Annotated in this window: 12 protein-coding genes; 7 read left to right on the forward strand and 5 right to left on the reverse strand. The window is 73.8% G+C overall.

Going from position 1 to position 17128, the window contains the following annotated elements; all coding sequences use genetic code 11:
• Nucleotides 1–28 precede the first annotated feature (28 nt).
• On the reverse strand, nt 29–898 hold the full coding sequence (locus tag ACI79W_RS04580; protein WP_456560888.1) for a PAC2 family protein: 870 nt from the start codon (nt 896–898) through the stop codon (nt 29–31).
• A gap of 215 nt (nt 899–1113) precedes the next feature.
• On the opposite strand from ACI79W_RS04580, the gene metH reads away from it, so the two are divergent.
• Nucleotides 1114–4914, forward strand: a complete 3801-nt coding sequence (gene metH, locus ACI79W_RS04585) for a methionine synthase (protein WP_456560889.1) — start codon at nt 1114–1116, stop codon at nt 4912–4914.
• Nucleotides 4915–4969: 55 nt separating this feature from the next.
• On the opposite strand, the gene ACI79W_RS04590 is transcribed toward metH, so the two are convergent.
• Both ACI79W_RS04590 and ACI79W_RS04595 read right to left on the reverse strand, forming a co-directional pair.
• Complete coding sequence (locus tag ACI79W_RS04590) at nt 4970–6328, reverse strand: copper resistance D family protein (RefSeq protein ID WP_456560890.1); 1359 nt, start codon at nt 6326–6328, stop codon at nt 4970–4972.
• Nucleotides 6329–6336: 8 nt separating this feature from the next.
• Complete coding sequence (locus ACI79W_RS04595; RefSeq protein WP_456560891.1) at nt 6337–6945, reverse strand: copper resistance CopC family protein; 609 nt, start codon at nt 6943–6945, stop codon at nt 6337–6339.
• Between the two features lie 156 nt (nt 6946–7101).
• On the opposite strand from ACI79W_RS04595, the gene ACI79W_RS04600 reads away from it, so the two are divergent.
• The gene (locus tag ACI79W_RS04600) at nt 7102–7770 is read left to right on the forward strand and encodes a hypothetical protein (protein WP_456560892.1); all 669 of its coding nucleotides are present in this window, start codon (nt 7102–7104) and stop codon (nt 7768–7770) included.
• Complete coding sequence (locus tag ACI79W_RS04605; RefSeq protein WP_456560893.1) at nt 7767–9503, forward strand: HAD-IA family hydrolase; 1737 nt, start codon at nt 7767–7769, stop codon at nt 9501–9503. The genes ACI79W_RS04600 and ACI79W_RS04605 overlap by 4 nt, the downstream gene beginning before the upstream one ends.
• A gap of 42 nt (nt 9504–9545) precedes the next feature.
• Here the strand turns inward: ACI79W_RS04605 and ACI79W_RS04610 are convergent, their stop codons facing one another.
• A complete protein-coding gene (locus ACI79W_RS04610; protein WP_456560894.1) occupies nt 9546–10490 on the reverse strand; it encodes a RecB family exonuclease in 945 nt (314 codons plus the stop codon).
• 74 nt (nt 10491–10564) lie between these two features.
• Here ACI79W_RS04610 and ACI79W_RS04615 point away from each other — a divergent pair, with 74 nt between their 5' ends.
• Nucleotides 10565–11500 (forward strand): tRNA (adenine-N1)-methyltransferase, encoded by a 936-nt coding sequence (locus ACI79W_RS04615; protein ID WP_456560895.1) that lies wholly within the window; start codon nt 10565–10567, stop codon nt 11498–11500.
• Nucleotides 11501–12168: 668 nt separating this feature from the next.
• Nucleotides 12169–13944: a proteasome ATPase gene (gene arc / locus ACI79W_RS04620; protein ID WP_456560896.1), complete on the forward strand. Its 1776-nt coding sequence runs from the start codon at nt 12169–12171 to the stop codon at nt 13942–13944.
• Between the two features lie 230 nt (nt 13945–14174).
• Here arc and ACI79W_RS04625 read toward each other — a convergent pair whose 3' ends face one another.
• Nucleotides 14175–14777: a transglycosylase family protein gene (locus tag ACI79W_RS04625; RefSeq protein WP_456560897.1), complete on the reverse strand. Its 603-nt coding sequence runs from the start codon at nt 14775–14777 to the stop codon at nt 14175–14177.
• A gap of 324 nt (nt 14778–15101) precedes the next feature.
• Between ACI79W_RS04625 and dop the strand changes: the two genes are divergently transcribed.
• Nucleotides 15102–16607 carry a depupylase/deamidase Dop gene (gene dop / locus ACI79W_RS04630; RefSeq protein WP_456560898.1) on the forward strand — a complete coding sequence of 502 codons (1506 nt, stop codon included), beginning with the start codon at nt 15102–15104 and terminating at the stop codon, nt 16605–16607.
• Between the two features lie 115 nt (nt 16608–16722).
• Nucleotides 16723–16932 (forward strand): ubiquitin-like protein Pup, encoded by a 210-nt coding sequence (locus ACI79W_RS04635; RefSeq protein WP_456560899.1) that lies wholly within the window; start codon nt 16723–16725, stop codon nt 16930–16932.
• The last annotated feature ends 196 nt before the right edge of the window (nt 16933–17128 follow it).

Genomic DNA, 17128 nt, shown 5'->3' on the forward strand with positions numbered 1-17128 from the left:
TGCACTCGCCGGGTCCATGCCGAGCGGGTCAGGCGCCGCCGGCGGGCCCTCCGCGGCGCCGGAGGTAGCGCTCGAACTCGCGGGCGATCTGGTCGCCGTTGGCCTGGGAGAGGTCGACCTCGGTGGCCCGCTCCTCCAGGGAGCGCACGTACTCCACCACCTCGGCGTCCTCGCTGGCCATCTCGTCGACGGTCTTCACCCAGTCGTCGGCCTGCTGCGGCAGCGCGCCCAGCGGCACGGTGATCTCGAGGACCTCCTCGACCCGCTGCAGCAGCGCGACGGTGGCGCGCGGCGACGGCGGCTGCGAGACGTAGTGCGGCACCGCGGCCCAGAAGCTGATCGCCGGGAGACCGGCCTGGACGCACGCGTCCTGGAAGACGCCGAGGATGCCGGTGGAGCCTTCGTAGCGCGAGGTCTCCAGCCCGTAGGCGCGGGCCGACTCGCCGTCGTACGCGGAGCCGGTGACCGGCGTGGGCCGGGTGTGCGGGGTGTCGGCCAGGAGGGCGCCGAGGGCGATGACGATCGAGGCGTCGAGCTCGTCGAGGATCTCCAGCAGCTCCTCGCAGAAGCTCCGCCAGCGCATGTTGGGCTCGATGCCGCGGATCAGCACGACGTCGCGGTCCAGCCCCTCGGGCCGCGCCACCGAGATGCGGGTGGTCGGCCACTCGATGCGCCGGCTCACCCCGCCGACGAGGGACACGGTGGGCCGGTTGACCTGGAAGTCGTAGTAGTCCTCCGGGTCCAGAGCGGCCAGGGGCTTGGCGTCCCAGATCAGCTCGAGGTGCTCGACGGCCCCCGTGGCGGCGTCCCCGGCGTCGTTCCAGCCCTCGAACGCCACCACGACCACCGGGTCGGTGAGCTGCGGCAGGTCATCTGCGTCGGGCTTCGGATCGATCACCTCTGCCAGCCTACGTCGATACCGCCGGACCGCCCGGTGCACGGCCGCGGTTCTCCCACCGGCGGGTGGCCCGGTCGACGACGGCCGCTGCACCGCCGGTGGCCCGGGTGCGAGAATGGGCGCCGACATCGGGAACGCCCAGGCCTGGGCCAGCCCGCCGGGGTGACGGAGCGCGAGGCCCGCACGCCCATCGAGCAGAACCTCTGGGGATCACCGTGTCCGAGTCACCCGACCTCCGCCCCGATGCCACCGCCGCCCTCACCGCCCTGCTGGAGCAGCGGATCCTGCTGCTCGACGGCGCGATGGGGACGGCGATCCAGCGCGACCGCCCCGACGAGGCCGGCTACCGCGGGGAGCGCTTCGCCGACTGGCCCACCGACGTGCAGGGCAACAACGACCTGCTGAGCATCACCCGGCCCGAGCTGATCGCGGGCATCCACCGCGAGTACCTCGAGGCCGGGGCGGACCTCATCGAGACCAACACCTTCAACGCCACCACGATCTCCCTCGCCGACTACGGCATGCAGGAGCTGGCGTACGAGCTGAACGTGGTCTCGGCGCGGCTGGCCCGCCGTGAGGCCGACGCGATGACCGCCCGGACACCCGAGAAGCCCCGCTACGTCGCCGGGGCGATCGGCCCGACCAGCCGCACGGCGTCGATCTCGCCCGACGTCAACGACCCCGGCGCCCGCAACGTCACCTTCGACGAGCTGGTCGCGGCCTACCTCGAGCAGGCGACGGGCCTGGTCGACGGCGGCGTCGACGCGCTCCTGGTCGAGACGATCTTCGACACGCTGAACGCCAAGGCCGCGATCTTCGCGCTCGAGACGCTGTTCGAGCAGCGCGGCCGGCGCTGGCCGGTCCTGATCTCCGGCACGATCACCGACGCCTCCGGGCGCACGCTGTCGGGACAGGTGACCGAGGCCTTCTGGAACTCCGTCCGGCACGTGCGGCCGCTCCTGATCGGGCTGAACTGCGCGCTCGGCGCCCAGGAGATGCGGCCCTACGTCGCCGAGCTCGCCCGGGTCGCCGACACGTTCGTCTCCTGCTACCCGAACGCCGGGCTGCCCAACGCCTTCGGCGAGTACGACGAGTCCCCGGAGGAGACCGCCGCGGTCGTCGCGGAGTTCGCCGGGGCCGGCTTCGTCAACCTCGTGGGCGGCTGCTGCGGCACCACGCCCGAGCACATCGCCGCGATCGCCCGGGCGGTGCAGGACACGGCCCCCAGGAGGCCGGCCGAAGCCCGCCCGGCGTTGCGGCTCTCCGGGCTCGAGCCGCTCGTGGTCACCGAGGAGTCCCTCTTCGTCAACGTCGGCGAGCGCACCAACATCACCGGCTCGGCGCGCTTCCGGAACCTGGTCAGGGCCGGCGACTACCCGGCGGCCCTGGCCGTCGCCCGCCAGCAGGTCGAGGCCGGCGCCCAGGTCATCGACGTCAACATGGACGAGGGGATGATCGACGGCGTCGAGGCGATGGACCGCTTCACCAAACTGATCGCCGCCGAGCCCGACATCTGCCGCGTGCCCACGATGATCGACTCCTCGAAGTGGGAGGTCATCGAGGCCGGGCTGAAGAACGTCCAGGGCAAGGCGATCGTCAACTCCATCTCGCTGAAGAACGGCGAGGACGAGTTCATCCAGCAGGCCGCGCTGTGCCGCAGGTACGGCGCCGCCGCCGTCGTCATGGCCTTCGACGAGCAGGGGCAGGCCGACACCCTCGAACGGCGGATCGAGATCTGCCGGCGCGCTTACGACGTGCTGACCCGGCGGGTCGGCTTCCCGGCCGAGGACATCATCTTCGACCCGAACGTCTTCGCCGTCGCCACGGGCATCGAGGAGCACGCGCGCTACGGCGTCGACTTCATCGAGGCGACCCGCTGGATCAAGCAGAACCTGCCCGGTGCGCTGGTCTCCGGCGGCGTCTCGAACGTCTCGTTCTCCTTCCGCGGCAACAACCGGGTGCGCGAGGCGATCCACGCCGTCTTCCTGTTCCACGCGATCGCCGCCGGTATGGACATGGGCATCGTCAACGCCGGCGCCCTCGAGGTGTACGACGAGGTGCCCGCCGAGCTGCGGGAGCGGATCGAGGACGTCGTCCTCGCCCGCCGGCCCGACGCCACCGAGCGGCTGCTGGAGATCGCCGGCGACTACGCGGGGGACGGCGCGGCGCGCGAGATCGCCACGGAGGAGTGGCGCGCGCTGCCGGTGGGGGAGCGGATCACCCACGCCCTGGTCAAGGGGATCGACGCGCACGTCGAGGACGACACCGAGGAGCTGCGCCAGGAGATCGCCGCGCGCGGCGGGCGGCCGATCGAGGTCATCGAGGGGCCGCTGATGGACGGGATGAACGTCGTCGGCGACCTGTTCGGCGCCGGGAAGATGTTCCTGCCGCAGGTGGTGAAGTCCGCCCGCGTGATGAAGAAGGCCGTCGCCTACCTGATCCCGTTCATCGAAGCGGAGAAGCAGCCCGGCGACGCCGAGCGCAGCAACGGCAAGGTCGTCATGGCCACCGTGAAGGGCGACGTCCACGACATCGGCAAGAACATCGTCGGCGTCGTCCTGCAGTGCAACAACTACGACGTCGTGGACCTCGGCGTCATGGTGCCGGGGCAGCGGATCCTGGACGCCGCCAAGGAGGAGGGCGCCGACATCATCGGCCTCTCCGGCCTGATCACGCCGTCCCTGGACGAGATGGTCACCCTGGCCTCGGAGATGGAGCGGCAGGGCTTCGACATCCCGCTGCTCATCGGCGGGGCGACGACGTCGCGCGCGCACACCGCGGTGAAGGTGGCGCAGAAGTACCACGGCCCCGTGATCTGGGTGAAGGACGCCTCGCGCTCGGTGCCGGTCGTCGCCGCGCTGCTCTCCGACGAGCAGCGGCCGCGACTGCTGGCCGAGACCGACGCCGAGTACGCGGCACTGCGGGAACGGCACGCCGCCCGCCAGGACAGCCGGCGCCTGCTGCCGCTGGCCCAGGCACGGGCCGCCGCGACGCCCGTCGACTGGAGCGGCTACACCCCGCCGCGGCCGCGGATGCTGCTCCAGCAGGCGAAGGACGTCTGCGCGGGCCCCACCTGCGACCACCGGCACGGGCACGCCACGCAGTTCGTGAAGACGTTCCCGGACTACCCGCTCGCGGAGCTGCGGGAGTACATCGACTGGCAGCCGTTCTTCAACGCGTGGGAGATGCGCGGGCGGTTCCCCGACATCCTGCACAACCCGGCGACAGGGGAGGCGGCCCGCCGGCTGTACGAGGACGCCCAGGCGATGCTCGACCGGATCGTCGAGGAGCGCTGGCTGCGGGCCAGCGGCGTCTTCGGGCTCTTCCCGGCGAACCGGGTCGGCGGCGAGGACATCGCGGTCTACACCGACGAGTCCCGCACCGCCGTCCGGGCGACCCTGCACCAGCTGCGCCAGCAGACCGAGGGCCGCGACGGCTCACCGCGCAAGTCGCTCGCAGACTTCGTGGCGCCCGAGGAGACGGGGCTGCGCGACTACGTCGGGGCCTTTGCGGTGACCGCGGGCCTGGGCTCGGCGGAGCGGGTGGCCGCGTTCAAGAAGGAGAACGACGACTACAGCGCGATCATGCTCGAGGCGCTGGCCGACCGGCTGGCCGAGGCGTTCGCCGAGCGGCTGCACGAGCGGGTGCGCCGGGAGTTCTGGGGCTACGCCGCCGACGAGTCGCTGGACAACCAGGCCCTGATCGACGAGCGGTACCGCGGCATCCGCCCGGCCCCGGGCTACCCCGCGTGCCCCGAGCACACCGAGAAGCTGACCATCTGGGAGCTCCTCGACGTCGAGGCGGCCACCGGCATCCAGCTCACCGAGAGCCTGGCCATGTGGCCCGGTGCCGCGGTCAGCGGGCTCTACTTCGCCCACCCGCAGGCGCGGTACTTCGTCCTGGGCCGGGTGGGCCGCGACCAGGTCGAGGACTACGCCGCCCGCAAGGGGTGGACGGTCGCCGAGGCCGAGCGGTGGCTCTCGCCCAACCTCGGCTACCGCACCGAGGACGAGTGAAGGACCCCGGAACCCCCACCGCTCGCAGGCTCGCGGCGGGACCGGTTCCAGCACGTCACCTGACGAGGAGCACGTCGGCGTGGGCGGCGGAGTGGCGGCTGGTGAAGGGGTGGGGGCCGGGGGCGGCCGGGGCCAGGAAGGTGGTCAGCGTCCCGCTGGGGACGACGACGTCGAACGACCCGTCGGCCGCGGACAGCGTGACCTCAGCGGAGGACGAGTTGAAGACGGTCACCCGGGCTCCCGGCGCGGCCGGGCCGGCGACGTGGAAGCGCTCCTCGTCGACGAGCACGCCCACCGACAGCTCACCGTGGTCGTGCCCGGCCATCGGGTCGGCGCCCACCGTCGGAGCGGTGGCGGACGCGGCCGCGTGCCCGGTACCCGACGGGGGCGGTGAGGCCGCGAGGGCGACGGCCAGCGCCACCGTCGCGAGCATCAGCACCACCTCACCGGCGGCGAACCGGCGGAACTCCCGGCCGTCGCCGGCGCGCAGCCGGGGCAGGGTGTGGCGGCGGTGCAGCGCGCCGAGGACGCCCAGGACGGTCAGCCCGGCGGTCTTGACCAGCAGCAGGGCGCCGTAGCCCGTGCCCAGAGCCGCGAGCACGCCGGCGGTGCCCCCCAGCAGCAGCCCCGCGGCGAGCAGACCGGAGGCGGCCGTGGCGAGGAAGCAGATCAAGGCGAGGCGGCTGAACCGGGGCGCCGCGACGCGGACCGCCGCGCCGTGGCGGGCGTGGACGAGGAGTGCCAGCAACCCGCCGACCCAGGTGGTCGTGGCGACGACGTGGACGCCGAGGGTGGTGACCGCGAGCAGGTGGTCCTCGGCCGCCGCGGAGTGACCGGAGAGCGCGACCGGGACGACGAGCGCGGCGCCGGCCACGAGCAGCAGCAACACCGCGGCCGGGACACCGGTGCACCGCCGGGCCGCCACCCCGACCAGCCCGGTGAGGGCCACCACCAGCAGCGCGGCGCGGCCGGCGCCGGTGTCCTCGAGGAAGACGCGGAGCGGGGCCCAGGCCAGCGCGGTGGGGGAGACCCCGACCAGCCGGCTGACGGTCAGCAGCGCCCCCAGGGCGACCGCCGCCGCCCAGGCCAGCGCCCAGGCCGATGCCACCCGCAGCGCCCCGCGGGACTCCGCCGGCATTCCGGCCCGGCAGGGCAGCAGGACGGCGGCGAGCAGCAGCGTGCCCACCGTGCCCACCGCGGCGATCCGCCCGGCCAGGGTGACCAGCGGCAGCCCCCACTCGACCAGCGCACCCGCGCCCGCCGGCCCGGACGGATCCGCCGCCGGGGCCCCGCCGCCGACCACCAGGGCGCCGGTCAGCAGCGCGGCGAGGCCCGCGCCGGTGAGCACGAGCGCGGGCCGGACGCGCGGCGACCGACCGGCGGCCCGCGTCGGGCGCACCGGTGCGACGGGCACGGAGCGGGTCACCGGGGCCCGCGCTGCCGGCTCACCAGGAGGACACCGATCCCGACGAGGACCACCGCGCCGACGGCGACCCAGATCCCGGCGACCGGGGTGCCGCTGGACGGTGGGTCCACGTACGCCGCCGCCGCCGCGGGCGAAGGCGCGACGGGCTCCGGTGCAGGCGCCACAGGTTCCAGCGCAGGCGCCACACCTTCCGCCGTCGCCGCCGCCGAGGTGCTCGCCCCGGCGACGGTGAAGTCGAACGCGCCGGTCAGCGCGTGCCCGTCGGAGGAGGTGCTGCGCCACTCGACGTGGTAGCCGCCCGCCGCGAGCCCGCCGGCGAGCGCCTGGACGACCGTCGTAACCCGGATCTCCGGGTTCCCCTCGGAGACGACGGCCCCGTCGGCGTCCGTCACCTCCACGCGCGTGCCGAGGGGGAGCGGCTCACCCGTGAACGCGAGCTCGACGGTGGCGGGGGGAGTGGGGACGGTCGTCCCCGCCGCCGGGGTGGTGCCCACCAGGCCGTCGTGGGCGAGCGCGGCCGGGGCCGTCCCGAGGACGGAGAGGCCGGCCAGCAGGGCGAGCAGCGCGGTCCGCCTCCGCCGGCGGACCTGTCGCGAAGCAGTCATGCCCGTCCTTCGTTCCCAGCCGGGCATCCGGTCGCCCGAGGCGCGACCAGCCTCCGGCCCCGGCCCGTCTCGGTCGACCACCACCTCCGGGGTCGCGTCCTCCCCAAAACCGGGGTGAACCGATCCGGCCCCGGCCCCGGCCCCCGAATGCAGGTCGTGCAGCGAGACGCCCGGAGACCGGCGCGCTGCTCAGGTCGCCGGACCACGGCCGGTGCAGAGCGCACCAGCCGGAACGACGGGTGGACGGTCGCCGACCGCCGCCCCCTCCGACCACGAGGAGCGCACCGTGCGCAAGGCACCCGCACTCCCGACCTCGCCCTGGCCGCCGCGGCCTCCCCGCTGCTGGCCGCCTCGCCCGCCTCGGCGCACGAGGGGGCGCACAGCTACCAGGCCGACCTCGGTGCGCTCGACCAGTCCGGCGTCCAGGGCACGGGCATGGTCACCCTCGACGGCAACACGGCCACCGTGATGATGGAGGCCACGGGGCTGCTGGCCGGCTCGCCGCACGCCCAGCACGTCCACATCGGTGCGCAGGGCGAGTGCCCGACCGACGCGGACGACGAGAACGGCGACGGCTTCGTCAGCGTCACCGAGGGCGCGCCCTGCTACGGCGCCATCGGTTCCTCGCCGACCACGACCGGTGACACCGGCCCGGACAGCGGCCTGGCCATCGACCGGTTCCCGACCGCGAGGGCGGCTCCACCAGCTACGAGCGCACGTTCGAGGTCACCGACGACGTCCACAGGCTTCGAGGACGGCACAGCCGTCCTGGTGCTCCACGGCGTCGACACCAACGCAGCGGCGCCTACGACGGCGACGTCATGAGCGACCTCGACCCGTCGCTGCCCATGGAGGCCACCGCCCCGGCCGCCTGCGGCGCCTTCGAGGCGGCCCAGACGGGTGCCGCTCCGGCGGGCGGTGCCGAGACCGGCGCCGGTGGCGCCGCGGGCGTCGAGACCGAGGCCGCCATCGGCGTCGGGGCGCTGACCGTGGGCCTGGCCCTCGTGGCCGCCGTCGCCCTCGTCGTGGTCGTGACCGGGCAGCGGCAGGCGCCCCAGCCGGCGGCCGCGACCGAGGTGTCCGCACCGGCCACGCCCTCGACGGCCACGGTCCCGGCCGCCCCCGGGCCGCCGACCGCCGACCCTGCGGCGGACGCCGTGGGCGATCCGGTCTCGGTGAGCGTCCCCGCCATCGGCGTGACCAGCGACCTGCTGCGGCTCGGGCTGAACGACGACGGCACCGTCGAGGTCCCGCCGCTGGGCCCCGACGACCAGGCCGGCTGGTACGAGCGCGGACCGGCTCCCGGTGCGGTCGGGCCGGCGGCGGTGCTCGGGCACGTGGACTCGGCCGGGCACGGGCCTGGCGTCTTCTCCGACCTCGGTGCCCTGCGGCCCGGCGACGAGGTCGAGGTGACCCGCGCGGACGGCACAGTCGCGGTCGTCGCCGTCGACCGGGTCGAGCGGCACCCGAAGGACGACTTCCCGACCCTCGAGGTCTACGGCAGCACCGAGGACGCGCAGCTGCGGCTGATCACCTGCGGGGGGACTTCGACTCCCCGGCCCGCAGCTACCAGGACAACGTCATCGCCTTCGCCACCCTGGTCGGCACCCGATCGGCCTGAGCGATCCTGCGGACGGCGCGGCGCGCGAGCGGCGCGGCGGAGCCCCGGGGCCAGCGCCCGCGCGTCCCTCGCGGGCTGCGATCCAGCGGTGCCGGACGGCCTGGGAGACTCGGACCCGCGGGACACCCACCGCGTGGACGGCTGCCGGGGAAGGTCGAGGCCTCGTCCACCCGTCCCCGCCGTGCGCCTGGCGCACCCGGAAGCCCCAACCCGAAGGAACGTCGCACCCCTGATGCCGAACGAACTCGCCGCCGTCCTGTTCGACATGGACGGCACGCTGGTGCAGACCGAGGAGTACTGGGGAGAGGCGATGTTCGAGCTCGCCACCTCGCTGGGCGGCCGCATGTCGCCCGAGGCGCGTGCCCGGACCGTCGGGACCAGCATGCGCCGCTCCATGGAGGTGCTCCACGCCGACCTGGGTGTCGTCCGCACCGAGGAGCAGCTGCAGGCCGACGCGCGGTGGGTGGAGGACCGGGTCGGCGAGCTCATGGGCGCGGGGGTCGCCTGGCAGCCCGGGGCCCGGGAGCTGGTGGTGGCCGTCCGGGCCGCGGGGCTGCGCACGGCCCTGGTGACGACGACGCCGCGCCGGCTCGCCCACATCGTGCTGGGCAGCATCGCGGCGGACCTGGGTAGCAGCCCGTTCGACGTCACCGTGTGCGGCGACGAGGTGCCCGCCCGCAAACCCGACCCGGCGCCCTACCTGCAGGCGGCCGTGGCGCTGGACGTGGCGCCGTCCACCTGCGTGGTGGTCGAGGACTCCCTGGTAGGCGTAACCTCCGGGCTGGCCGCCGGCATGGCGGTGCTCGGGGTACCGGCGATGCAGCCGGTGCCGCCCGCGCCGGGGCTGACGCTGCTCGAGACGCTGGCGGGGACGGGCGTCGACGAGCTCGCCGACGTCCTCACCGCAGCACGGTCGGCGCCGCTCGCCGGGCGCTGAACGCACCAGCGGCGGGAGCCCGGACCGGGGTGATCGGCCGGCTCAGACCGGGGTGACCGGCAGCGTCGTCCGCCAGCCGGCCGCCGCGGCGGCGTCGGCCGGGAACGGTGGGGGAGTGCCGCCGAACTCCGGGCACAGCGCCTGGTGGTCGCACCAGCCGCACAGCCGGCTCTTGTTCGGCCGGAACTCGCCGGTGGCCACCGCCCGCTCGATCGCCGACCAGATGGCCAGGAGGGTCCGCTCGAAGCGGAGCAGCTCCGCCTCCTCCGGCGCGTAGGTCAGTGCGTCGCCGTCACCGAGGTACAGCAGCTTCAGCTGGGCGGCCACGACACCGCGGGTGCGCCAGAGCACCAGCGCGTAGAACTTCATCTGGAACAGCGCCTTGGACTCGAACGCCTCACGGGGCATCGAGCCGGTCTTGTAGTCGACCACCCGCAGGGCGCCGTTCGGAGCCACGTCGAGCCGGTCGACGTAGCCGCGCAGCAGCAGCCCGTCGGGCAGCGTCACCTCGACGAGCTCCTCCCGCCCGGCCGGCTGGATGCGGCGCGGGTCCTCCAGCGCGAAGTACTTCTCGACCAGCTTCTCGGCCGAGGCCAGCCAGGCCGCCACCGACTCGGGGGCGTTCGCGTCGCTCTCGGCGCCGTCCTCCTGCCCGGTCTCGAAGAGCTCGGCGATGCCCGGCTCGTCCCGCAGCTCCGCCCAGGCCGGCTCGACCAGCCCCAGGGCGCTCTCCGGGGTGCGCTGCGCCGGGGGGAGGTCGTAGAGCCGCTCCAGCACCGAGTGGACCAGCGTGCCGCGGACGGCCGCCAGGCTCTTGCGCTCGGGCAGCCGGTCGATAGTGCGGAACCGGTAGAGCAGCGGGCAGGTCTTGAAGTCGGCCGCCCGGCTGGGGGAGAGGGAGGGACGGCGCGGGGTGGCCTCCTCGGCCGGCGTGACCACTGCCGCGGAGCCGTCGGTCGTCAGGTCGGTCTGCGCCATCGCCGTCATGCGCCCGAGGCTAGGTGGCCCCTCCGACAGTTCCGAGCGCCCGCGCCGCGTCGGCGTCCGTACGCTGGTCGCCCGTGACCAGTGAGCAGGAACCCGGGACCGACGTCGTCGAGGAGGCGCAGCCCGCGCCGGCCGAGGAGGCGGCGGAGCAGGCGAGGGAGGTCCCCGCCCAGCGGGCCGAGCCGGTCGAGGGCGCCTTCGTGGCCGGTGACCGGGTGCAGCTGACCGACCCCAAGGGCCGGATGCACACCGTCGTCCTGACGCCGGGCAAGCAGTTCCACACCCACCGCGGCGCGATCGAGCACGACGACCTCATCGGGGCGCCCGAGGGCTCGGTGGTCCACTCGACCGCCAACACCGGCTACCTCGCGCTGCGGCCGCTGCTCGCCGACTACGTGCTCTCCATGCCGCGGGGCGCCCAGGTCATCTACCCGAAGGACGCCGCCCAGATCGTCGGCTTCGGCGACGTCGGTCCGGGCATGCGGGTGCTGGAGGCCGGCGCCGGGTCGGGCGCGCTGAGCTGCTCGCTCCTGCGCGCCGTCGGCGCGGAGGGGTCGCTGACCAGCTACGAGCGGCGCGAGGACTTCCTCGACGTGGCGCGGGACAACGTGGGCGCCTTCTTCGGCGAGGTGCCGGCGAACTGGAACCTGCGGCTGGGCGACCTCGCCGACCACCCGGCCGAGGAGGTCGTCGACCGCGTCGTCCTGGACATGCTCGAGCCCTGGGCGGTGCTGCCCACGGTGGCCGCGGCGCTGCGCCCGGGCGGCGTGCTCGTCGGTTACGTGGCGACGGTGACGCAGCTGTCCACCTACGTGGAGGCGCTGCGCGCGCAGGGCGTGTGGACCGAGCCCTACGCCTGGGAGAGCCTGCTGCGGCCGTGGCACGCGGTCGGCCTGGCCGTCCGCCCCGAGCACCGCATGGTGGCCCACACCGCGTTCCTCGTCACCGCCCGCCGCCTCGCCGAGGGCACCGTCGCCCCGATCCGCCAGCGCCGCGCGCAGAAGCACTGACCACGGCCGGAGGAGCCCCGCCGGGACCGACCTCGCGCCCCGCGCCACGCCCGCCGACCCCCGGACGACGCCGCGCTGCGGGGAATCGAGCAGCGGGTGCTGTGGGTGGGAGGGCGGTCGTCGACCACGCCAACCGGGTGCGGCCGAACCCGTCGGGCCTCGAGGGCGGCGGCCACCAGGCGGGCATCGGCACCACCGCGCCGATCTGGGGTGCGCTGGCCCGCCGCTACGTCAACACGCAGTTCGGCGCGGGCGGCACCGGGCGCCAACGGCCGACTGCGCCACCCCGCTGGTCACCGTCCTGGACGGGCACCCGCACACGCTGGCGTTCCTCTCGCGGGTCAGGGGTGTCCCGGCCGCGCACCTGGGGGTCACCCGCTTCGGGCGGAGCGGTGACCTCGAGAGCGTGTACCGGTACCACGGCCTCGACGTCGACTCGCTGGTCGGCGCCGCGCTCGACCTGGTCGACTGGGCGCCGTGCCGGCCGCCGGGCTGCGCGGTGGGCCCGGAGCCCCGCCGCCGGTCCCGCGGTCCTTCGGCGGGCAGCCACGGGCGGGGTCCCGCCGCTGCCCTAGCAGCCCGGCACGACCTCCGCGAGCCCACGGCGAACTGTCCGCCCGCGTGTATAGATTTGCGTCCTGGCTCCCCCGACAGTGCGGAGGTGCGTGATGGGCCTGGGTCCTGACGAGCTGAAGGCGCGGCGTGAGCGTGACGTCGCCTCGCTGCTCAGCCAGATCTCCTACCTCGAGGAAGAGATCGGCCTGCTCCGCCGCAAGGTGGCCGACAGCCCGCGCCAGGTGCGCGCGCTGGAGGAGCGGATCGCCGAGGCGGAGGGCCGAGCCGCCTTCCTCTCCGAGCGCAACGACAAGCTGGCCGGCACGCTGCGGGACGCCCGCGAGCAGCTGGTCACGCTCAAGGAGGAGGTCGACCGGCTGGGCCAGCCCCCGTCGGGCTACGGCGTCTTCCTCACCTCCTACGAGGACGGCACGGTCGACGTCTTCACCGGCGGCCGCAAGCTGCGGGTCTCCGTCTCGCCCAACGTCGAGGTGGAGGGCCTGCGCGCCGGCCAGGAGGTCATGCTCAACGAGGCGATGAACGTCGTCGAGGCGCGCGCATTCGAGCGCCAGGGCGACGTCGTCATGCTCAAGGAGCTGCTCGAGCCGGTCGACGGCGTCACGCCGCGCGCGCTGGTCATCGGGCACACCGACGAGGAGCGGGTCGTCTACCTCGCCGACTCCCTCGCGGGGCAGCCGCTGCGCGTCGGGGACTCGCTGCTGCTCGAGAGCCGGTCGGGCTACGTCTACGAGCGGATCCCCAAGAGCGAGGTCGAGGAGCTCGTCCTCGAGGAGGTCCCCGACATCGACTACGCGGACATCGGTGGCCTCTCCCGGCAGATCGAGCAGATCCGCGACGCCGTCGAGTTGCCGTTCCTGCACGCCGACCTGTTCCGCGAGTTTCAGCTCCGCCCGCCCAAGGGCATCCTCCTCTACGGCCCGCCCGGCTGCGGCAAGACGCTGATCGCCAAGGCGGTGGCCAACTCGCTCGCCAAGAAGGTCGCCGCGGTGCGCGGCGAGGGCGTCAACCAGGCGAAGTCCTACTTCCTGAACATCAAGGGCCCCGAGCTGCTGAACAAGTACGTCGGGGAGACCGAGCGGCACATCCGCCTGGTGTTCCAGCGGGCCCGCGAGAAGGCCAGCGAGGGCACGCCGGTCATCGTGTTCTTCGACGAGATGGACTCGATCTTCCGCACCCGCGGCTCGGGGGTCTCCTCCGACGTCGAGTCGACGATCGTGCCGCAGCTGCTCAGCGAGATCGATGGTGTCGAGGGGCTGGAGAACGTCATCGTCATCGGCGCCTCCAACCGGGAGGACATGATCGACCCGGCGATCCTGCGCCCGGGCCGGCTCGACGTGAAGATCAAGATCGAGCGCCCCGACGCCGAGGCCGCCCGCGACATCTTCAGCAAGTACCTGGTGCCCGACCTGCCCCTGCACGCCGACGACCTCGCCGAGCACGGCGGCAACCGGGAGGCGACGATCGCCGGGATGATCCAGAGCACCGTCGAGCGGATGTACACCGAGAGCGAGGAGAACCGCTTCCTCGAGGTCACCTACGCCAACGGTGACAAGGAGGTCCTCTACTTCAAGGACTTCAATTCTGGCGCCATGCTCCAGAACATCGTCGACCGCGCGAAGAAGATGGCGATCAAGGAGCGGCTGGAGACGGGCACCGGCGGGCTGCGCGTCGGCCACCTGATGCAGGCGTGCCTGGACGAGTTCAAGGAGAACGAGGACCTGCCCAACACGACCAACCCCGACGACTGGGCGCGGATCTCGGGCAAGAAGGGCGAGCGGATCGTCTACATCCGCACGCTGATCAGCGGGAAGGGCAACGAGGCCGGCCGCGCCATCGACACGGCGACCAACACCGGCCAGTACCTCTAGCTGGCCACGCAGACGGAGGGCCCGGCCACCTGCGCGGTGACCGGGCCCTTCGTCTGCGTGCGTGCCCGCCGGTCGGGGCTCGTCGCGGCCTGGTGCGGCTCACGGCGACCCCGCGATGACCAGGTGAACTGATCGTGGCGCGTCCTCCCTCACCGCAGACCGCGAGGGAGGACGCGCTGCGGTGAGGGAGGACGGTGGCGGGCGGGACCCGTGGCCCCGCTGGGCCGCGATCAGCCCAGCCGGAGCACCTGGCCCGGGTAGATGAGACCCGGGTCCGCGCCGATGACGTCGCGGTTGGCGTCGTGGAGGGCGCGCCAGTCAAGCCCGGCGGAGGCCGCGATCCGCGACAGCGTGTCGCCGGCCTGCACCGTGTACTGCTGCCCGGCGTCGACCGGGGCGGGCGCAGGTGCGGGTGCCGGGGCGGCCGGCGCCGGGGGCGTGGCACTACCCGCCTCGTCGGCCTCGGTGAGCCCGAGCTCGGCGGAGCACGCCGGCCAGGCGCCCCAGCCCTGGGCGGTGAGGGTCTTCTCGGCGACCGCGATCTGCTGCTCGCGGGTCGCCAGGTCGGCCCGCGCGGCGTACTCCAGGCCGCCGAAAGCCTCCCAGGTGGGCTGGTAGAACTGCAGGCCGCCGTAGTAGCCGTTGCCGGTGTTGATCGCCCAGTCGCCGCTGCTCTCGCACTGCGCGAGGCGGTCCCAGGTCGCGCCGTCGGCGGCCGCGGCGGTGCCGGTGCCCAGGAACGGGGCGACCAGTGCGGCGCCGGCGACGGCGATGCCCGCGGCGCCGCGGCGGAGGGTGCGGTTGGACGGGCGCGTGGTGCTGCGGTTCGTCATGGTCCTCTCAGAACGGCGGGCGCCCGGACGGCCGCGCCCGCGAGGGGACGACGCGCTCCACCCACGGAGCCGGATCGACGGAGGAGGCGCGACCGCTGGGCGGAGGGGGCGCGCGGCGCGTCCTGGTGCTGCGGCGGGCCGGCTCGACGGCCGGGACCCGCGCACGTCCCCGATGACCGCTCGGTGCGGCCGGGGCACGATCGAGGCTACGGAACGGTTCCGGTATGTGCCAGGCCCCCGGCTCGATGCCTGCGCCGGTCGGGTGCCGACGCCGGACCCGTGCCGACGCCGGACCCGCCGGGAGCCGCGGCCTAGGGTTGGGCCATGAGCGTGCGGCGGGTCATGGGCACCGAGGTCGAATACGGCATCTCGGTGCCGCGGCAGCCGGGGGCCAACCCGACGACGCTGTCCAGCCTGGTCGTCAACTCCTGGGCGGTGGCCGAGGCGCCGACCCCCCGCCGTCCCCGGTGGGACTTCGAGGAGGAGTCGCCCCTGCGTGACGCCCGCGGGTTCGACCTCACCCCGGCGCAGGCCCTCGACCACAACGACCTCGACGAGGACTCCGGGATGGCCAACGTCATCCTGACCAACGGGGCCCGGCTGTACGTCGACCACGCGCACCCGGAGTACTCGACGCCGGAGGTCACCACCCCGCGCGACATCGTGCTGTGGGACAAGGCGGGGGAGCGGGTCATGGCCGAGGCCGCCCGCCGGGCCGCGCAGATCCCCGGCACGCACCCGATCCAGCTGTACAAGAACAACACCGACGGCAAGGGTGCGTCCTACGGCGCCCACGAGAACTACCTGATGGACCGGCGGACCCCGTTCATCGACATCATCCGCGGGCTCGTGCCGTTCTTCGTCACGCGCCAGGTGTTCGCAGGATCGGGCAAGGTCGGCCTGGGGGTGGAGAGCCGGACGCCCGGCTTCCAGCTCTCGCAGCGCGCCGACTTCTTCGAGGTCGAGGTCGGCCTCGAGACGACCCTGAAGCGCCCGATCATCAACACCCGCGACGAGCCGCACGCCAACCCCGACGAGTACCGCCGGCTCCACGTGATCATCGGCGACGCCAACCTCGCGGAGCTGTCGACCTACCTCAAGGTCGGGACCACGTCCCTGGTGCTGGCCCTGATCGAGGCGCGGGCCCTGCCGCCGGACCTCGCCATCGAGGAGCCGGTGGGCGAGCTGCAGGCGGTGAGCCACGACCCCTCCCTCACCCACAAGGTGCGGCTGCGCGACGGCCGGCGGCTGACCGCGGTCGAGGTGCAGCGGCTCTACCTGGAGCGGGCCGAGCGCTTCGTCGAGACCCGCGGGGAGCGTGACGAGCAGACCGACGACGTGCTGCGCCAGTGGGCCGCGGTGCTCGACGACCTCGAGGCCGACCCGATGCGCCTGGCCGACCGGCTGGACTGGCCGGCGAAGCTGCGCCTGCTGGAGGGCTACCGCTCGCGCGACGGCCTGGAGTGGACCGACTCGCGGCTGCAGATGGTGGACCTGCAGTACTCCGACGTCCGGCCGGACAAGGGCCTCTACAACCGTCTGGTCGCGCGGGGGGCCATGAAGCGCCTGCTCACCGACGACGAGGTGAGCCGCGCGATGGTGACGCCGCCGTCGGACACCCGGGCGTTCTTCCGCGGTGAATGCCTGCGGCGTTTCCCCGCCCAGATCGCCGCCGCCTCGTGGGACTCGGTGGTCTTCGACCTGGGCCGGGAGAACCTGGTGCGCATCCCGACGATGGAACCGCTGCGTGGCACGCGGGAGCACGTGGGGGCCCTGTTCGAGGCCTCGGCGACCGCGCAGGAGCTCGTGGACACGATCACCGGCCCCTGACGGCCGTCCACGGGTACCGGGAGCGTCCACCGCGCCTGTTTCCTGGCCGCCGGATGTCGGTTGCTGCGGGTAGCTTCTCGACCAGCACCAGCCACGAGAACGACCGGAGGGCAGCATGGCCACCAGGGACAGCGGCGGGCAGCAGAAGGCGACGCGGTCGCGCGAGGAGAACGAGGAGATCGAGGCGTCGGTCGACTCCGACGTCGCCGAACGCCACGAGAAGATGTCCGAGGACGTCGACTCGCTCCTGGACGAGATCGACGACGTGCTCGAGGAGAACGCCGAGGACTTCGTCCGGGCATACGTGCAGAAGGGCGGCCAGTGACCGCCTGATCAGGCTGCGCTGTGCGGAAGCAGTGCCCGGCGTGTGACTCGATGAGGCTGCGGCGGCCTCGTCAGGCAAGCAAGTCGCGTGAGGACGGACTCTCGTCCCACTGCCTGGGATCGCCGTCCTCGTGCCGCCGGCGCGGAGGACCGGACGGCCAAGCCGACGTCAGCGGCCGCCGGTAGGGTCGCTGACG

It is taken from the genome of Blastococcus sp. SYSU DS0533, from assembly GCF_054050775.1.